Source organism: Streptomyces sp. NPDC036815, assembly GCF_055609205.1.
The window spans coordinates 1,031,403-1,047,138 of record NZ_JBVJPW010000001.1 but is presented as its reverse complement, the minus strand read 5'-3'; the positions used below and the strand labels follow the sequence as shown (position 1 = coordinate 1,047,138).

General features: G+C 74.3%; 16 protein-coding genes and 1 pseudogene. 7 read left to right on the top strand and 10 right to left on the bottom strand.

Features of this window, described 5'->3' with window-relative positions; all coding sequences use genetic code 11:
• Positions 1-231 precede the first annotated feature (231 nt).
• Positions 232-963, bottom strand: a complete 732-nt coding sequence (locus tag ACZ69I_RS04670; RefSeq protein WP_467668085.1) for a VIT1/CCC1 transporter family protein — start codon at positions 961-963, stop codon at positions 232-234.
• Between the two features lie 246 nt (positions 964-1,209).
• On the opposite strand from ACZ69I_RS04670, the gene ACZ69I_RS04665 reads away from it, so the two are divergent.
• The 7 genes and pseudogenes from ACZ69I_RS04665 to ACZ69I_RS04635 all read left to right on the top strand — a co-directional run bounded on the left by ACZ69I_RS04665 (position 1,210) and on the right by ACZ69I_RS04635 (position 8,839).
• On the top strand, positions 1,210-2,217 hold the full coding sequence (locus ACZ69I_RS04665) for an ADP-ribosylglycohydrolase family protein (RefSeq protein ID WP_467668087.1): 1,008 nt from the start codon (positions 1,210-1,212) through the stop codon (positions 2,215-2,217).
• 29 nt (positions 2,218-2,246) lie between these two features.
• Positions 2,247-3,434 (top strand): ADP-ribosylglycohydrolase family protein, encoded by a 1,188-nt coding sequence (locus ACZ69I_RS04660; protein ID WP_470830658.1) that lies wholly within the window; start codon positions 2,247-2,249, stop codon positions 3,432-3,434.
• Positions 3,409-4,593 carry an ADP-ribosylglycohydrolase family protein gene (locus ACZ69I_RS04655; RefSeq protein WP_470830459.1) on the top strand — a complete coding sequence of 395 codons (1,185 nt, stop codon included), beginning with the start codon at positions 3,409-3,411 and terminating at the stop codon, positions 4,591-4,593. Before ACZ69I_RS04660 ends, ACZ69I_RS04655 begins: the two co-directional genes overlap by 26 nt.
• Complete coding sequence (locus ACZ69I_RS04650; protein WP_470830458.1) at positions 4,590-5,918, top strand: ADP-ribosylglycohydrolase family protein; 1,329 nt, start codon at positions 4,590-4,592, stop codon at positions 5,916-5,918. The genes ACZ69I_RS04655 and ACZ69I_RS04650 overlap by 4 nt, the downstream gene beginning before the upstream one ends.
• Positions 5,915-6,825, top strand: a pseudogene (rbsK, locus tag ACZ69I_RS04645) (ribokinase). Before ACZ69I_RS04650 ends, rbsK begins: the two are co-directional and overlap by 4 nt.
• The gene (locus ACZ69I_RS04640; RefSeq protein ID WP_470830457.1) at positions 6,822-8,009 is read left to right on the top strand and encodes a CaiB/BaiF CoA transferase family protein; all 1,188 of its coding nucleotides are present in this window, start codon (positions 6,822-6,824) and stop codon (positions 8,007-8,009) included. The pseudogene rbsK and the gene ACZ69I_RS04640 overlap by 4 nt, the downstream one beginning before the upstream one ends.
• Complete coding sequence (locus ACZ69I_RS04635) at positions 8,006-8,839, top strand: HpcH/HpaI aldolase/citrate lyase family protein (RefSeq protein ID WP_470830456.1); 834 nt, start codon at positions 8,006-8,008, stop codon at positions 8,837-8,839. The genes ACZ69I_RS04640 and ACZ69I_RS04635 overlap by 4 nt, the downstream gene beginning before the upstream one ends.
• A gap of 67 nt (positions 8,840-8,906) precedes the next feature.
• Here ACZ69I_RS04635 and lgt read toward each other — a convergent pair whose 3' ends face one another.
• The 9 genes from lgt to ACZ69I_RS04590 form a co-directional block, all read right to left on the bottom strand.
• Complete coding sequence (gene lgt, locus ACZ69I_RS04630) at positions 8,907-9,902, bottom strand: prolipoprotein diacylglyceryl transferase (RefSeq protein ID WP_470830455.1); 996 nt, start codon at positions 9,900-9,902, stop codon at positions 8,907-8,909.
• A 94-nt stretch (positions 9,903-9,996) separates the two neighbouring features.
• The gene (locus ACZ69I_RS04625; RefSeq protein WP_470830454.1) at positions 9,997-10,776 is read right to left on the bottom strand and encodes a DsbA family protein; all 780 of its coding nucleotides are present in this window, start codon (positions 10,774-10,776) and stop codon (positions 9,997-9,999) included.
• A 63-nt stretch (positions 10,777-10,839) separates the two neighbouring features.
• Positions 10,840-11,655, bottom strand: coding sequence for a tryptophan synthase subunit alpha (trpA, locus tag ACZ69I_RS04620; RefSeq protein WP_470830453.1), 816 nt, complete (start codon positions 11,653-11,655; stop codon positions 10,840-10,842).
• On the bottom strand, positions 11,652-12,938 hold the full coding sequence (gene trpB / locus ACZ69I_RS04615) for a tryptophan synthase subunit beta (protein ID WP_467668101.1): 1,287 nt from the start codon (positions 12,936-12,938) through the stop codon (positions 11,652-11,654). Before trpB ends, trpA begins: the two co-directional genes overlap by 4 nt.
• A 132-nt stretch (positions 12,939-13,070) precedes the next feature.
• Positions 13,071-13,232, bottom strand: a complete 162-nt coding sequence (gene trpM / locus ACZ69I_RS04610; RefSeq protein ID WP_467668103.1) for a tryptophan biosynthesis modulator TrpM — start codon at positions 13,230-13,232, stop codon at positions 13,071-13,073.
• A gap of 9 nt (positions 13,233-13,241) precedes the next feature.
• Entirely contained in the window at positions 13,242-14,051 is an 810-nt protein-coding gene (gene trpC, locus ACZ69I_RS04605; protein WP_467668105.1) for an indole-3-glycerol phosphate synthase TrpC, read from the bottom strand.
• 140 nt (positions 14,052-14,191) lie between these two features.
• Positions 14,192-14,617, bottom strand: a complete 426-nt coding sequence (locus ACZ69I_RS04600) for a DUF2752 domain-containing protein (RefSeq protein ID WP_470830452.1) — start codon at positions 14,615-14,617, stop codon at positions 14,192-14,194.
• A 131-nt stretch (positions 14,618-14,748) separates the two neighbouring features.
• Complete coding sequence (locus ACZ69I_RS04595) at positions 14,749-14,973, bottom strand: HGxxPAAW family protein (RefSeq protein ID WP_467668109.1); 225 nt, start codon at positions 14,971-14,973, stop codon at positions 14,749-14,751.
• Positions 14,974-15,082: 109 nt separating this feature from the next.
• On the bottom strand, positions 15,083-15,730 hold the full coding sequence (locus ACZ69I_RS04590) for a TIGR02234 family membrane protein (protein WP_470830451.1): 648 nt from the start codon (positions 15,728-15,730) through the stop codon (positions 15,083-15,085).
• Positions 15,731-15,736 lie beyond the last annotated feature (6 nt).

Sequence of the window (15,736 nt, the reverse complement as noted above, 5' to 3'; positions counted from 1 at the left end):
ACATGATGGAACGCTTCTCGAAAAGCGGATAGCTCATTCCACCATGTGGACACCGCTCGCTGAGGTGGGGAGCGGTTCGAGGGGGCCTCTGCGGACAGATCGATGGCCGAAGGCCCAAAGCGACACAGGCCTCATTGCCCGCAGCGCTTACGGCTCATGCCCGGTGTTCCACGACTCGAAACCGCCGAGTAACGGCTACTTATGCAAAGGCCCGCATAGACCTGCAGCGGCTCATCCTACGGCCGTACCGAACAGGCTGCCCAGGGCGTACGTCACACCGGCCGCGGCGCCGCCGAGCGCGAGCTGCCGCAGACCGCTGAACCACCAGGACCGCGCGGTGACCTTGGCCACCACCGCGCCGCAGGCGAAGAGCCCGATCAGCGCGAGCAGCAGGGCGGGCCAGAGGACGGTGGCGCCGAGCAGGTACGGCAGGACGGGGAGCAGCGCGCCGAGCGCGAACGAGCCGAAGGACGAGACCGCCGCGACGGTCGGCGAGGGCAGGTCGCCGGGGTCGATGCCGAGCTCCTCGCGGGCGTGGATCTCCAGGGCCTGCTCGGGGTCCTTGGAGAGCTGACGGGCGACCTCGCGGGCCAGCTCGGGCTCGACGCCGCGCGACGCGTACAGCTCGGCGAGCTCGCGCTCCTCGTCCTTGGGGTGCTTGCGCAACTCACGGCGCTCGACGTCCAGTTCCGCCTGCACGAGCTCGCGCTGCGAGGCCACGGAGGTGTACTCGCCCGCCGCCATGGAGAAGGCACCGGCCGCGAGGCCCGCAAGGCCGGTGATGACGATGGTGTGCTGGGTGACCGAGCCGCCCGCCACACCGGTCATCAGGGCGAGGTTGGAGACCAGGCCGTCCATCGCCCCGAAGACCGCCGGGCGCAGCCAGCCGCCGTTCACGTCGCGGTGGGTGTGGTTGTCGCGGTGCGCCTCGTGCAGCGTCGCTTCGGTCTCGATGATCGCCATGGTGAGCCCCCTCGGGTGTGCGTGGACGATCTCGAAAGTACGCGCGAAAAAAATCTCCCGCCAGCAAGGAAGGCCGTACTTACCTGCGAAAACGCGCCGCGCGCGGGGGCCGGTCGGCCGCCGGGACCAGCGCCCGACGATAAGCGAAGGAGTGATCTGAGCCGAGGTGTGCTCGATTGAGCGCCCCACGTGGCAGGGATGCACCAAGCACCGCATCCAGCGGTCCGCGCACAAGGGAGGCACGGCATGGCGTCCACCGCATGCGTTCCCTCGGTCCCGGCACCGGACAGCGCCGACGGCCTCCGCGAACGGGCGCGCGGCGCGCTGCTCGGCCTCGCGGTCGGCGACGCGCTCGGCGCCCCCGCCGAGAACATGAAACCGTCCGAGATCCGCCGCCGTTGGGGCCGCATCACGGGCTACGTCGCCGAACACCCGGCGGGCACAGACGACACCGAGTACGCGATCTTCTCCGGGCTGCTGCTCGCCCGGCACGGCACCGCGCTGACCGTCGCCCACGTCGAGGCCGCCTGGCACGAGTGGATCGCCGACCTGGACGAGGGCCCGTTCCGCGGCGCGGGCTTCAGCGAGCGCGGCACCCTGGAGAACCTGCGCAGGGGCCTCGCCGCGCCCATCTCCGCCCAGCACCGGCACGCCTGGAGCGACGGTCTGGCGATGCGGGCCGCGCCCTTCGGCGTCTTCGCGGCGGGCCACCCGCGGGAGGCGGCCCGGCTCGTCGCGGTCGACGGCTGCGTCAGCCACGACGGCGAGGGCATCTACGGCGGCCAGGCCGTGGCGGCGGGCGTCGCGGCGGCGATGGCGGGGGCGCGGGTGGACGCCGTCGTGACGGCGGCGCTCTCCGTCATCCCCGACGACTGCTGGACGGCCCGCTCCCTGCGGCGGGCGGTCGCGGCCGCGCACGACGGCGAACGGGCGGTCCGCTCCGCGGTGGTCATCGGCGGCTATCCGTGGACGGACCTCGCGCCCGAGGCGGTGGGCCTCGCGTTCGGGGCGTACGCGGCGGCGCGCGGCGACTTCCGCTGCGCGGTGCTCTCGGCGGTGAACATGGGCCGTGACGCCGACACGACGGCGGCGGTGGCGGGGGCGCTGTCCGGTGCCACGTGCGGCGCCCCGGCGATCCCGGCGCCCTGGGCCGACGCGATCGGCCCGGCCCGCGGGACCTGCCTGCCCTCCATGCGCGGCCACCACGTCCTGGACGTCGCCGACCTGCTGATCCCCGTACGGGAGGCGTCGTGACCCTGCACAGCACCACCGCCGCGCGGCGGATCCTTCCCGCACCGCCCGGCAGCCCGGCAGGCCGCCCCGCTCCCCCGGCCGAAGCCCTCCTCCTCGGCCTCGCCGCGGGCGACGCCGCCGGGTGGCCGGCCGGCCGGCACCGAGCCGCCCGCATGCCCGAGTGGACGCGGCGGCTCACCCGCGAACTCGACACCTTCGCCGAGCAGAACGCGACCACCACCCTCCCCGTCCCCATCGCCCTGAACCAGCCCCCCGAGCCCCTGCGCCTCGGCCCTTCGGACGACGCCGAATGGGCGGCGTTCACCGCCGAGTCGCTGCTCGCGGCGGCCGGCGCCCCGGACCCGCACCTGCCCAGGGACCACCGGGTCCGCGCCGCCCTCGACCGCTCCTGGAACACCCTCGCCGCCGAGATCGCCGCCGCGGCGGCCCGCGCCCCCGAGGTCGAGTCCGCCGTCCTGCCGCTGCGCGCCCGCATCTCCGTGCGCGCCGGGCTCGGCAACCTCGCCGCGGGCCTGCGCCCGCCCGCCACCGGCCACGACAACCCGCACTACTTCGACGACGCGGCCTGCGTACGCGCCTGCGTGCTCGCCCTGATCCACCCCGGTGACCCCGAACGGGCCGCGGATCTAGCGGAGTTCGACGCCCGCTACACCCAGGACGGCGACGGCGTGCACGGCGCCCGAGCGATGGCCGCGGCCCTCGCCGCCGCGCTCGGCGACTCCGACGCCGACACCGCCGTGGACGCCGCCCTCGCCCAGCTGCCCGGGCACACGGAGATCGGCCGCAACGCCCGGCACGCGGTGAAGATGGCCCGCGCCCTGGCGGACGACGGCGCCTTCGCCCTCGTACCGCTCCTGGAGCACCAGATCGTCGACCACGTCTACAGCTACGGCATCGCCGCGGCCGAGACCGTCCCCGTCGCCCTCGCCCTGACCACCGCCGCCCGCGGCCGCATCGGCGAGGCGGTGCCGGCCGCCGCGTGCCTGTCGCGCGTGGCCGACTCCGCGCCCGCGCTCGCCGGTGCGCTCACCGGCGTCCTGGGCACGGCGGCGGCGGTCCCCGAGGCGTGGCGCGAGGCCTGCCGCACCCTGTCCGGCTGCGCGCTCCCCCGTCTCGCGGACACCGACCTGGTGGAACTCGCCGGGCGTTTGGCAGCCACGGAACCGACCGCACCGGATGGACAATCCCGACATGACGACCGTGACGCACCGTACTGAGGCACCTCCGTCCGAACCGCTCCTGTCCGACCGCATCGCGGGCAGCCTCGTCGGAGCCGCCGTCGGCGACGCGCTCGGCGGCCCCGTCGAGGGGTACGCGCCCGAGCAGATCGCCGAGCGGCACGGCGGCCGGGTGCGCGGCGTCGTCGGCCCCTGGCACGGCGACCGCTGGCGCACCGCCCGCCCCCTCGCGCCGTTCCACAAGGGCGACGGACACGTCACGGACGACACCCTGATGACCCACGCCCTGATCCGGGTCTACGCCACCGTCCGCGACCACCTCGACGCCTACGACGTGGCAGGCCACCTCGTCCCCGACCTGATGACGACCCCGCGCTGGATCCCGGAGCTCGAGGCCGAAGCGCTCCCCCTGCACCGGATCTTCCTCGCCGAGAAGTGGCTCGTCGCCCGCCTCCACTACGGCCACGTCGACCCGCGCGAGGCAGGCACCGGCAACCTCGTCAACTGTGGCGCGGCGATGTACATGGCACCGGTCGGCCTGGTCAACGCAGCCGACCCGCGGGGCGCGTACGCCGAGGCGCTCGACATCGCGGGCGCCCACCAGTCCTCGTACGGCCGGGAGGCGGCGGGCGTCTTCGCGGCGGCGGTGGCGGCGGCCTGCGCGCCGGGCGCCACGGCGCACTCGGTGGTCGAGGCGTGCCTCGCCCTGGCGAAGGACGGCACGCGCACGGCGATCGAGGCGGTGGCCGAAGTCGCCGCGCGGCACCGGGACTTCGAGTCGGCGCTGGCTCCGCTGCGCGCCGCGGTCGCCCCCTTCGACACGGTCGGCCCCGACTACCGCGCCCCCTCGCTCGGCGCCCGCCGCCCCTCCCGCCTGCACGCCGTCGAAGAGCTGCCCATCGCCCTCGGCATGCTCCTGGTCGGCGAGGCCGACTACCGCCGTACGGTGCTCGGTGCGGTCAACTACGGCCGCGACTGCGACTCCATCGCGACCATGAGCGGCGCCCTCGTGGGCGCGCTGCGCGGCGCGGCCGCGGTGCCCGCCGCGTGGGCGAAGCAGGTGTCCGAGGCCAGCCGCCTCGACCTGCACGCCCCGGCGGCGGCGCTGACCGAGGTGGCCCAGGAGGTCTTCGCCCGGGACACGCGGCGCCACCGCGCCCGCGAGTCCGCGTTCACTGCGCTGACGGGCGCGCGGTGATCCGCCTGACCTGGGTCCAGCCGGAGGACCTCATCGGCCACGAGCTGCACCAGGCGGAGCAGGAGGGCCGCTGCGTCACCTCCGTACGCGCCCGCTGGCTCGCGGCGGGCGGCCACCTCGCCCCGCTCCGTGCCGGCGCCTCCCCCGACCCGGCCCCGGCCCGCCTCCGGGCCCTGGCCGAGGAGCTCCTGGACGAACTGGCGCCCGGCCCGTGGCGTGCCGAGGCCGCGCCCCGGGTGCCGGGGACCGGCCGGGCGCCCGCCGGGGACGAGCTGCGGCACCGGCTGCACGCCGCCTGGCTCGGCAGGGCCGTGGGCTGCGTCCTCGGCAAGCCGGTCGAGAAGCTCCCCCTCGCAGGCATCCGCCGGCTCGCGAAGGCCACCGGAAACTGGCCCCTGACCACCTGGTTCACCGAGCGCGGCCTGCCGCCCGAGCTCACGGCGGCCTACCCCTGGAACAAGCGGTCCGCGGCCACCTCCCTCGCCGAGAACATCGACGGCACGCCCGAGGACGACGACCTCAACTACCCGCTGTTGAACCTGCTCCTGCTCCAGCGCCACGGCAGGAACTTCACCACCGCGGACGTGGCGGGGCTCTGGCTCGACGAACTCCCCGCGGGCCGCACCTTCACCGCCGAGCGCGTCGCCTACCGCAATCTCCTGCACGGCATCGAGCCCCCGCACACCGCCACCCACCGCAACCCCTTCCGCGAGTGGATCGGCGCCCTCATCCGCGCCGACGTGCACGGCTGGACCAACCCCGGCGCCCCCGCGGCCGCCGCCGGCCAGGCCCTGCGCGACGCCGCCCTGACCCACACCGCGAACGGCGCCTACGGCGCGATGTTCGTGGCCGCGACGATCGCCGAGGCGGCGGCCGGACACGCGGACGTCCACCAGTGTCTGCGCGCGGGACTCGCCGCCGTCCCCGCGGACTCCCGCCTGTCCCGAGCGGTCCGCCACGGCATCCAACTGGCCGAGTCCACCGCGGAGTTCGAGGCGGTGGTGGACCGGCTGCACGGGACGTACGCCACCCACCACTGGGTCCATGTCCTGCCCAACGCGGCCCTCATCGCCGCCGCCCTCACCCACGCCGACGGCGACTTCACCGGCGCCATCACCCGTGCCGTGTCCGGCGGCTGGGACACCGACTCGAACGGCGCGACCGCGGGCTCCGTCGCGGGCCTGCTCGCCGGCCGCCCGGACCGCCTGCCCGACCGCTGGACCGCGCCCCTGAAGAACCGGCTCGCCACCTCCGTCGGCGACTTCGACGGCATCGGATTCGACACCCTCGCAGAACTCACCGCCCGGGAGGCACACCGCCCATGACCCCCACCCCCCACATCGCCGTCCTCGGCAGCGCGAACATGGACCTCGTCGCGTACGTCGCCGAGGCCCCGCGGCGCGGCGAGACCGTGCCGGGGCGCGAGTTCCGTACGGTTCCCGGCGGCAAGGGCGCCAACCAGGCCGTCGCGGCGGCCCGCGCGGGCGCCACCGTCTCGATGATCGGCGCGGTGGGCACCGACGCCTACGGCGCCCGGCTCCGCTCCGGTCTCGAACACTCCGGCGTCGACACGGACCTGCTGCGCACCGTCGAGACACCGACCGGCACCGCGCACATCGTCGTCGACGACCACGGCGGCAACGCGATCGTCGTCGTCCCCGGCGCCAACGGCACCGTCACCTCGCTGACCCCCGGCGACGAGGCGCTCATCGCCTCCGCCGACACCCTGCTGCTCCAGCTGGAGGTGCCGGTCGAGGGCGTGCTCGCCGCCGCGCGGGCCGCCCGCAGGCGCGGGGTGCGCACCGTCCTCACCCCGGCACCCGCTCAGCCCCTGCCGCCCGAACTCCTCGACGCCGTGGACCTGTTGCTGCCCAACGAACACGAGGCCACCGCCCTCACCGGCATCACCGACGACCCGCACGCGGCCGCGAAGTCGCTCCTCTCCCAGGTCCCGGAGGTCGTCATCACCCTCGGCTCGCGCGGCAGCCTGTACGCGGCCGCGGCGCCGAACCGGTCACGGTGGCGGCCCCGCGGGTCCCCGCGGTCGACACGACGGGCGCGGGCGACACCTTCGCGGGCACCCTCGCGGTGGCCCTGGCCGAGGGAAGCTCCGTGGTGGACGCGCTGGCCTGGGCCTCCGCCGCGGCCGCGCTCTCCGTGCAGCGGCCGGGCGCGTCGGCCTCCATGCCCTACCGCAAGGAGATCGACGGCGCGGCGGGGCGCACGCCATGACCGCTCCCCTCACCGGCATCCGCGTCCTCGACCTGGCCACCCTCTTCGCGGGCCCCCTCGCCGCCACCATGCTCGGCGACTTCGGCGCCGAGGTGTTCAAGGTCGAGCACCCCACGCGCCCCGATCCCTCCCGCGGCCACGGCCCGTCGAAGGACGGCGTCGGCCTGTGGTGGAAGCTGCTCGGCCGCAACAAGCGCACGATGACCCTCGACCTGTCGACGCCGGGCGGCCGCGACACCCTGCTGCGCCTGGCCGCGACCGCCGACGTGGTCATCGAGAACTTCCGCCCCGGCACCCTGGAGAAGTGGGACCTGGGCTGGAAGGAGCTGAGCGCGGTCAACCCGCGCCTCGTCCTGACGCGCGTGACCGGCTTCGGCCAGTTCGGCCCGTACTCCCGCTGCCCCGGCTTCGGCACGCTCGCCGAGGCGATGAGCGGATTCGCCGCGGTCACCGGCGAACCGGACGGGCCGCCGACGCTGCCCCCGTTCGGCCTCGCCGACTCGATCGCGGGCCTGGCGACGGCGTACGCGGTGCTCACCGCCCTCGCGGCCCGCGACCGCACGGGCGCGGGCCAGGTGGTGGACATGGCGATCATCGAGCCGATCCTCACGGTCCTCGGCCCCCAGCCGCTCTGGTACGACCAGCTGGGCCACGTACAGCCGCGCACCGGCAACCGCTCCACCAACAACGCGCCCCGCAACACCTACCGCACGGCGGACGGCAGTTGGGTCGCCGTCTCCACCTCCGCCCAGTCGATCGCGGAGCGCGTGATGCGCCTGGTGGGCCGCCCGGAGCTGATCGCCGAGCCCTGGTTCGCGACGGGCGCGGACCGCGCGGCCCACGCGGACGAACTCGACGGCGCGGTCGGCGGCTGGATCGCCCTGCACACCCGCGCCGAGGTGATCGAGGCCTTCGAGAAGGCGGAGGCGGCGGTCGCCCCCGTCCAGGACGTACGGGACGTCATGACGGACCCCCAGTACGCGGCCCTCACCACGCTCACCACGGTCGACGACCCGGAACTCGGCCCCCTGCGCATGCAGAACGTCCTCTTCCGGCTCTCCGCGACGCCCGGCGCGATCCACTGGGCGGGCCGCCCGCACGGCGCCGACACGGACGCGGTCCTCGCCGAACTCGGCCTGACGGAACGGGAGATCGCCACCCTGCGCAAGGAGGGCGCCCTGTGACCGCCCACCCCCCACTGACCTGGCTTTACGTCCCCGGGGACCGGCCCGAGGTGGTCACCGAGGCCCTCCACGCGGGCGCCGACGCGGTGATCGTCGACCTGGAGGACGCGGTCGCCCCCGACCGCAAGGCGTACGCGAGGTCGGCGACGGCGGAGCTCCTGTGCGAGCCCCAGCCGCTCCCCGTCCACGTCCGCGTCAACGCCCTGGACGGCCCGCTGGCCGAGGCCGACCTGCGCGCCGTCGCCGCACTGCCCGGCACGGCGGGCCTGCGCCTGCCCAAGGTCACCTCCCGCGCCGAGGTCGTCCGCGTCGCCGACCGGGCGGCCCCCGCGGGCGGCGGCGCGCCCGTCCTGCACGCCCTCCTGGAGTCGGCGCTCGGCCTGGAACACGCCTTCGCCATCGCCACCGCGCACCCGGCCCTGCACGGCGTCTCCCTCGGCGAGGCCGACCTCCGCGCCGACCTCGGGGTGCGCGCGGACGCGGGCCTCGACTGGGCGCGTTCCCGCGTGGTGGTGGCCGCGCGGGCGGCGGGGCTGGCCCCGCCCGCCCAGTCGGTCCACCCGGACATCCGCGACCTGGACGGCCTCGCCGCCTCCTGCGCCCGGGGCCGCGCCCTGGGCTTCCTCGGCCGCGCGGCGATCCACCCCCGCCAGCTCCCGGTGATCGAACGGGCCTATCTCCCCACCGCCGAGGAGATCGAGAGGGCGGAGGAGATCACCAAGGCGGCCGCGACGGACGAGGGCGCTCTGGCCCTCCCCGACGGCCGGTTCGTGGACAAGGCGGTGGTGGAGGGCGCGCGGCGGATCCTGGCGCTGGCGCGCAGGAGATGACGGACGCACAGACGAGGGGGCCGCCGGATCACCGATCCGGCGGCCCCCTCGACGTACAGCCGAAGCCTCAGCTCTTGTCGACCGACTTGGCCCCGCTCTTCGCCTCGCCCGTGCTGTCGGCCTTCGCATCGGCCTTTGCGTCGGCCTTCGCCTCGGCCTTCGCTCCGGACTCCGCTTCGGGCTTCGTCCCGTCCTCGGCCTTCGCGGTCTCCGCGGAGGCGGCGGCACCGTCCCCGTCCTCGCCCGGGACTTCCGCCTCGACGATCTCCTCCCGCCCGGGGCGGGTCTTCGAGGAGACCACGAGGTAGACGACCGCCAGGACGAACACCACGATGGCGGTCCACACGTTCAGCCGCACGCCGAGCACGTGGTGCGCGTCGTCGACCCGCATGTACTCGATCCAGCCGCGCCCGGCGCAGTACGAGGCGACGTACAGCGCGAACGCCCGGCCGTGTCCGAGCTTGAAGCGGCGGTCGGCCCAGATGACCAGGAGGGCGACGCCGATGCACCAGAGGGACTCGTACAGGAAGGTGGGGTGGTACGTGCCGGGGACCCGGCCGTCGTCGGCCGAAGTGATCTTCAGCGCCCAGGGCAGGTCGGTGGGCTTGCCGTACAGCTCCTGGTTGAACCAGTTGCCCCAGCGGCCGATGGCCTGGGCGAGGGCGATGCCCGGGGCCAGCGCGTCGGCCCAGGCGGGCAGCGGGATGCCGCGGCGGCGACAGCCGATCCACGCGCCGACCGCGCCGAGCGCGATCGCCCCCCAGATGCCGAGGCCGCCCTCCCAGATCTTGAAGGCGTCGACCCAGTCACGGCCCTCGCTGAAGTACAGCTGGTAGTCCGTGATCACGTGGTAGAGACGCCCGCCGACGAGTCCGAACGGCACGGCCCACACGGCGATGTCGGCCACGGTGCCGGGCCGGCCCCCGCGGGCGATCCACCGCTTGTTGCCGAGCCAGACGGCCACGAAGACGCCGATGATGATGCAGAACGCATAGCCGCGCAACGGAATGGGTCCGAGTTCGACCACACCGCGCGACGGACTGGGAATGAAGGCAAGGTCCATGACGCGTCCGACGCTACCGTGCCGGGCGTCGGGGGCGGCAACCGGTCCGGCTACGTATCCATAACAGGACCACCGCCCCCGCGCCCGCCGGACGTCAGTTCCGGTTGGCCTCTTCGACCTTCTGCTTCAGCTTCTGCGGCGACAGCGGGTTGTTCTGGTCCGCGAAGATGTCCTTGCCGTCGAGCCGCACCGTGGGCGTGCCCCGCAGCTTCGCGTCCTGGAACGCCTTGTTGGACTTGTCGACCCAGGCGTCGTGCCTGCCGTCCTCGACGCACTTCTTGAAGGAGTCGGTGTCCAGGCCGTCGACCTGCCCGGCGAGCTCGATCAGCTTGCCGTTCTTGCTGAACGCGTCGTCGGCCTCGGCGGGCTGGTTCCTGAAGAGCACGTCGTGGTACGGCAGGAACTTGCCCGCGTCCTGGGCGCACGCCGCGGCATTGGCCGCGCGCTTGGAGCCGCTGCCGCCCATGTTCCCGTCGATGAGCGTGGCCAGGTGGTACTCGACCTTGAGCGAGCCCTTGTCGGTGAGCTCGTGGATCGTCGAGCGATAGCCGTCCTCGAACCCCTTGCAGGCCGGGCAGCGGAAGTCCTCCCAGACGGTGAGGGTCGACTTCGCGCTCTTCTTGCCGACGGGGATCGCGGGCCCGTCCTTGTCGCTCGCCCCCGCGGGCGCGACGGCGGGACCCGCCGTGTCGCTCTTGTCGTCGCCCGCATTGGCGGCGAGCAGCCCCACCACGGCGGCGAGTCCGAGGACGCCGACCACCGCGGCGCCCACGATCAGCGCCCGGCGCTGCTTGTCGCGGGCCTTCTGCCGCTCTCGCTCTTCGGCCATCCGGTCGCGGGCCGATCGTTTTCCCTCACGGTTCTTCTCGCTCACACCCCGCCAACGAACCGGGGAGGCACGAGCGTGCCTCCCCGGTCCGATGTCCACCCGTACGGGTTACGCCTTGCCGCGTACGCCGTTCGCGAGATCACCGGCGAGGGCGCGCACGGCGGCCAGGCCCGCGGCCTCGTCGGGGGCGTCCAGCATCCGCTGCACGAAGGCGGAGCCGACGATCACTCCGTCGGCGAATCCCGCGACCTCGGCGGCCTGGCGGGCGTTGGAGACACCGAGGCCGACACAGACCGGCAGTCCGGTGGTGGCCTTGGTGCGCCGCACCAGGTCCTGCGCCTGCTCGCCGACGGACTCGCGGGTGCCCGTGACGCCCATCAGCGACGCCGCGTAGACGAAGCCGGAGCCCGCCGCCGTGATGGTGGCGAGCCGCTCGTCCTTGCTGCTCGGCGCGACGACGAAGACGGTCGCGAGACCGTGCTTGTCGGCGTGCTCCCGCCAGAGCGCGGACTCCTGGACGGGCAGGTCGGGCAGGATGCAGCCCGCGCCGCCCGCCTCGGCGAGCTCGGCGGTGAAGCGCTCCACGCCGTAGCGGTCGATCGGGTTCCAGTACGTCATGACGAGCACGGGCTTGCCGGTCGCCTCGAAGGCCTCGCGGACGGTGCGCAGCACGTCGGCGATCTTCAGGCCCGCCTTGAGCGCGATGTCGTCGGCGGTCTGGATGACCGGGCCGTCGAGCACCGGGTCGGAGTGCGGCAGGCCGACCTCGACCACGTCGGCGCCGCCCTCGAAGACGGCCTTGACCGCCGCGATGCCGCCGTCCACGGTCGGGAACCCGGCCGGCAGGTAGGCGATGAGGGCGGACCTGCCCTCGGCCTTCGCTCCGGCGAGTGCGTCGTCCAACAGCTGTACGTTGCCGCTCACTTGGCGTCCCCCTCGATCTCCGCACCGGTGCCGGGCTCGTCCGCCTCGACGACGGCGTCCGTGTCGTACAGGCCGAAGTAGCGCGCGGCCGTGTCCATGTCCTTGTCGCCGCGCCCGGAGAGGTTGACGACGATCAGGCCGTCCTTGCCGAGCTCCTTGCCGACGTCGAGCGCCCCGGCGAGGGCGTGGGCGCTCTCGATGGCCGGGATGATGCCCTCGGTGCGCGAGAGCAGGCGCAGGGCCTGCATGGCGGCGTCGTCGGTGAGCGCGCGGTACTCGCCGCGGCCGCTGTCCTTGAGGTAGGCGTGCTCGGGGCCGATGCCGGGGTAGTCCAGTCCGGCGGAGATCGAGTAGGGCTCGGTGATCTGGCCCTCCTCGTCCTGGAGGACGTAGGACCGCGAGCCGTGCAGGATGCCGGGCTCCCCCGCGGTCAGCGTGGCCGCGTGCTCGCCGGTCTCCACGCCGTGCCCGGCGGGTTCGCAGCCGATGAGGCGTACGCCGGTGTCGGGGATGAAGGCGTGGAAGAGGCCGATGGCGTTGGAGCCGCCGCCGACGCAGGCGACGGCGGCGTCGGGCAGGCGTCCGGCGCGCTCCAGGATCTGCCGCCTGGCCTCGACGCCGATGACGCGGTGGAAGTCGCGGACCATGGCGGGGAAGGGGTGCGGGCCCGCGACGGTGCCGAACAGGTAGTGGGTGCGGTCCACGTTGGCGACCCAGTCGCGGAACGCCTCGTTGATGGCGTCCTTGAGGGTGCGGCTGCCGGACTTCACGGCGACGACGTCGGCGCCGAGCATCCGCATCCGGGCCACGTTCAGGGCTTGGCGCTCGGTGTCGATCTCGCCCATGTAGATGGTGCATTCGAGGCCGAAGAGCGCGCACGCGGTGGCCGTGGCGACGCCGTGCTGGCCCGCGCCGGTCTCGGCGATGACGCGGGTCTTGCCCATGCGCCGGGTGAGCAGGGCCTGGCCGAGCACGTTGTTGATCTTGTGCGAGCCGGTGTGGTTCAGGTCCTCGCGCTTGAGGAAGACGCGGGCGCCGCCGGCGTGCTCGGCGAAACGGGGGACCTCGGTGAGGCTGCTGGGGCGGCCGGTGTAGTGGACGAGCAGGTCGTCCAGCTCGGCGGCGAAGGCGGGGTCGCTCTTGGCCTTCTCGTACTCGACGGCGACCTCGTCCACGGCGGCGACGAGGGCCTCCGGGATGAACTTGCCGCCGAACGCGCCGAAGTAGCCTTCGGCGCTGGGGACTCGACCCTCGGGGTCGGGGATGAAGTACTCGCTGGGCATGCGTGATCCTCGCGTTGGCATGGACGTCTGGCTTGCGTACGCCATGGCGCCGTGGCTGGTCACGGATCCGCTGCGACCGCGGCCCGTCCTGGGCTCGTCGCGCGGTTCCCCGCGCCCCTGAAGGGGCGCGCCTCAGCTCAGTCGGCGCTCAGGGCGCCGTCGCCATCGCATACCGGGGATCTGGCCCGGCTCCGCACCGATGTGGTACCGCACCCGCCTGCCCCGCACGCGCCGCGCGGGCGCCCGGCAGCCGCGGGGGCGGCAGCCGGGTGCGAGGCGGGCGAAGGCGGACATCGGGAAGGGTCAGCTCCGTCCGTGGCGCAGCGCCGGGTGGGCGCCCGCGGCGACGAGGTCGGAGACCGCGGCCTTCGGGTCGCGCCCGGTGACCAGGGACTCGCCCACGAGCACCGCGTCGGCGCCCGCGTTGGCGAAGGCGATCAGGTCGTGCGGTCCGCGCACGCCGGACTCGGCGATCTTGACGACGTCGTCCGGGAGCTCCGGCGCGATGCGCTCGAAGGTGGAGCGGTCGACCTTGAGGGTCTTGAGGTCGCGGTTGTTGACGCCGATGACCCGGGCGCCCGCGTCCACGGCACGCTCGGCCTCGTCCTCGTCGTGCACCTCGACGATCGGCGTGAGGCCGATCGATTCGGCGCGCTCGATGAGGGACTCCAGGGCGGGCTGCTCCAGGGCGGCCACGATGAGCAGCGCGAGGTCGGCGCCGTACGCCCTGGCCTCCCACAGCTGGTAGGAGGTGACGATGAAGTCCTTGCGGAGCACCGGGATGTCGACCTTGGCCCGGACGGCCTCCAGGTCGGCGAGCGAGCCGCCGAAGCGGCGCTCCTCGGTGAGCACGGAGATGACGGCGGCGCCGCCCGCCTCGTAGTCGGCGGCGAGGCCTGCGGGGTCGGCGATCGCGGCGAGCGCGCCCTTGGAGGGGCTGGAGCGCTTCACCTCGCAGATGACCTTGACGCCGTCGCCGCGCAGGGCCGCGGCGCCGTCCTTGACCGCGGGAGCCTTGGCCGCGCGCTCCTTGAGCTCGTCGAGGCTGACGCGCGCCTGCCGCTCCGCGAGGTCGGCACGGACTCCGTCGATGATCTCGTCGAGCACACTCACGCGAGCGGCCCCCTTCCCTGACGGTTGAGCTGACGTTCAAGCTGGTCACTGCGATGGTATCCGCAGGAGGGCGAAGCCCCCGCATCCGGTTGACGCCCGTCCCACGACCTGGACAGCCGGCACCCCTGCGGCCTGCGGTTTCAGGGGTGCAACCAGGACCCGAACGGCAGATTGCGTACGAGGGTGAAGATCGCTACCAGGAGGCCCGCCGCCCGCAGCTGAACCGGCCCCGGCTCGATCCGCAGGGGCCGCCCGCGCACCGTCCCGGCCACCCACACGGTCCACAGCACGGCGAAGAGGACGTACCCGGCGACGGCGAGCGCGTTGGCGCCGAGGGCCGCAGGGAAGTCCCCGTGGACGAAGGCGTGGGCGCTGCGCAGGCCGCCGCAGCCCGGGCAGTAGACGCCGGTGAGCCGCAGCAGGGGGCAGGCGGGGTAGTGGCCGGGTTCGTTCGGGTCGACGGCGCCGACGTAGGCGAAGGCGGCGGCGACCGCGGCGAGCAGGCCGGCCGGTACGAGCAGGCGGGTCAGGACGGCGGGCGCGGCGCTCCGGGGTTCGGCGGTCACCCGTGCATTCTGCCGCGCGCCCGGGCGCGTCGCCCGGCGGCCCGGCCGGGCGCGCGGCCCCGTGAAGGAGCCGGACACACGAAAGAGGCGGCCCCGGCGCCGGCCGGTCCGCCTCTCGTCGTACGTCGAGGTCAGCTCTCGGAGCTCACGGCCCGGCGCGGCGTGCGCTTCTCCGAGCCCAGGCCCGCCAGGCGCATGGCACCGCCCACGAGGCCGCCGATGGCGATGAGGGCCATGCCGGCCCAGAAGCCGGGGACGTTGGCCATCACCATGAAGGCACCCGCGACGCAGAAGCCGATGAAGGTGATGATGGAACCGGTCCAAGCGGCCGGGGTGTGTCCGTGGCTGCCCGCCATTGATGTGCTCCTCGTTGCTCTGTGCGTGGCGGTGGGTGGGAAGCCCGCCACGTGTCCGACGCTCGGTCACATTGTCCCGTACCCGCACGGGTGCCCCGAGCGCGGGGGGTCATGTTCCGCGCGTCGGGTCCTCGCCGCGGTCGAGGGCCTTCCACAGCTCCTCGGGCCGCTCCGGGTCGACGGCCCGGCGCGCCTTGCGGGGGCTCGGGGTGCCGTCGCGTTCGTAGCGCCCCGACATGGCGGGCCACGAGCGGCCGTACGTGAGCGCGAGCAGCCCCGCAAGCAGGAGCAGCACGCCCGCGGCGGCCGCGGCGTAGGGCCAGCCGGTGTGGCTCAGGTCGCCGACGGTGGCCGCGGTGTTGCCTGCGGCCGTCGCGGCCTTCTCGTCGAGTGCGCCGCTGTCGTCGGCGCCGAGCAGGGCCGCGGCCACGATGCCGGCGCCGCTCAGCGTGAGCAGCAGGGAGACCAGGAAGCGTCCGGCGCGGCGGACCGCGAAGACCGCGACGAGGGCGGCGAGGCCGACTATCGCGAGGGCCGCGGGCACGCCCGTGACGTCGCTGCCCTTGGCGCTCAGCGGCAGCTCGCCACCGGCCACCGACGCGGTGCCGTGGGCCCAGTCCTGGCGGGAGGCGAGCAGCGCGAGGGCGGCGCCGAGGGCGCCGAGCAGCAGCGCGGCGGCGATGCTGCGCCTGCTGCTGCGCTGGGCCGGGCTCTCGGCGTCGGCCTCGGTACGGGGCGGAGGTACGGCAGAAGTCACCCGTCC

Coding starts and splice junctions, on each gene's coding strand:
- trpM (WP_467668103.1), bottom strand. CDS start 13,232: ATGTCCGCCTTCGCCCGCCTCGCACCCGGCTGCCGCCCCCGCGGCTGC.
- trpB (WP_467668101.1), bottom strand. CDS start 12,938: ATGCCCAGCGAGTACTTCATCCCCGACCCCGAGGGTCGAGTCCCCAGC.
- ACZ69I_RS04595 (WP_467668109.1), bottom strand. CDS start 14,973: ATGGCGGGCAGCCACGGACACACCCCGGCCGCTTGGACCGGTTCCATC.
- lgt (WP_470830455.1), bottom strand. CDS start 9,902: ATGGACCTTGCCTTCATTCCCAGTCCGTCGCGCGGTGTGGTCGAACTC.
- ACZ69I_RS04655 (WP_470830459.1), top strand. CDS start 3,409: ATGACGACCGTGACGCACCGTACTGAGGCACCTCCGTCCGAACCGCTC.
- ACZ69I_RS04665 (WP_467668087.1), top strand. CDS start 1,210: ATGGCGTCCACCGCATGCGTTCCCTCGGTCCCGGCACCGGACAGCGCC.
- ACZ69I_RS04640 (WP_470830457.1), top strand. CDS start 6,822: ATGACCGCTCCCCTCACCGGCATCCGCGTCCTCGACCTGGCCACCCTC.
- ACZ69I_RS04670 (WP_467668085.1), bottom strand. CDS start 963: ATGGCGATCATCGAGACCGAAGCGACGCTGCACGAGGCGCACCGCGAC.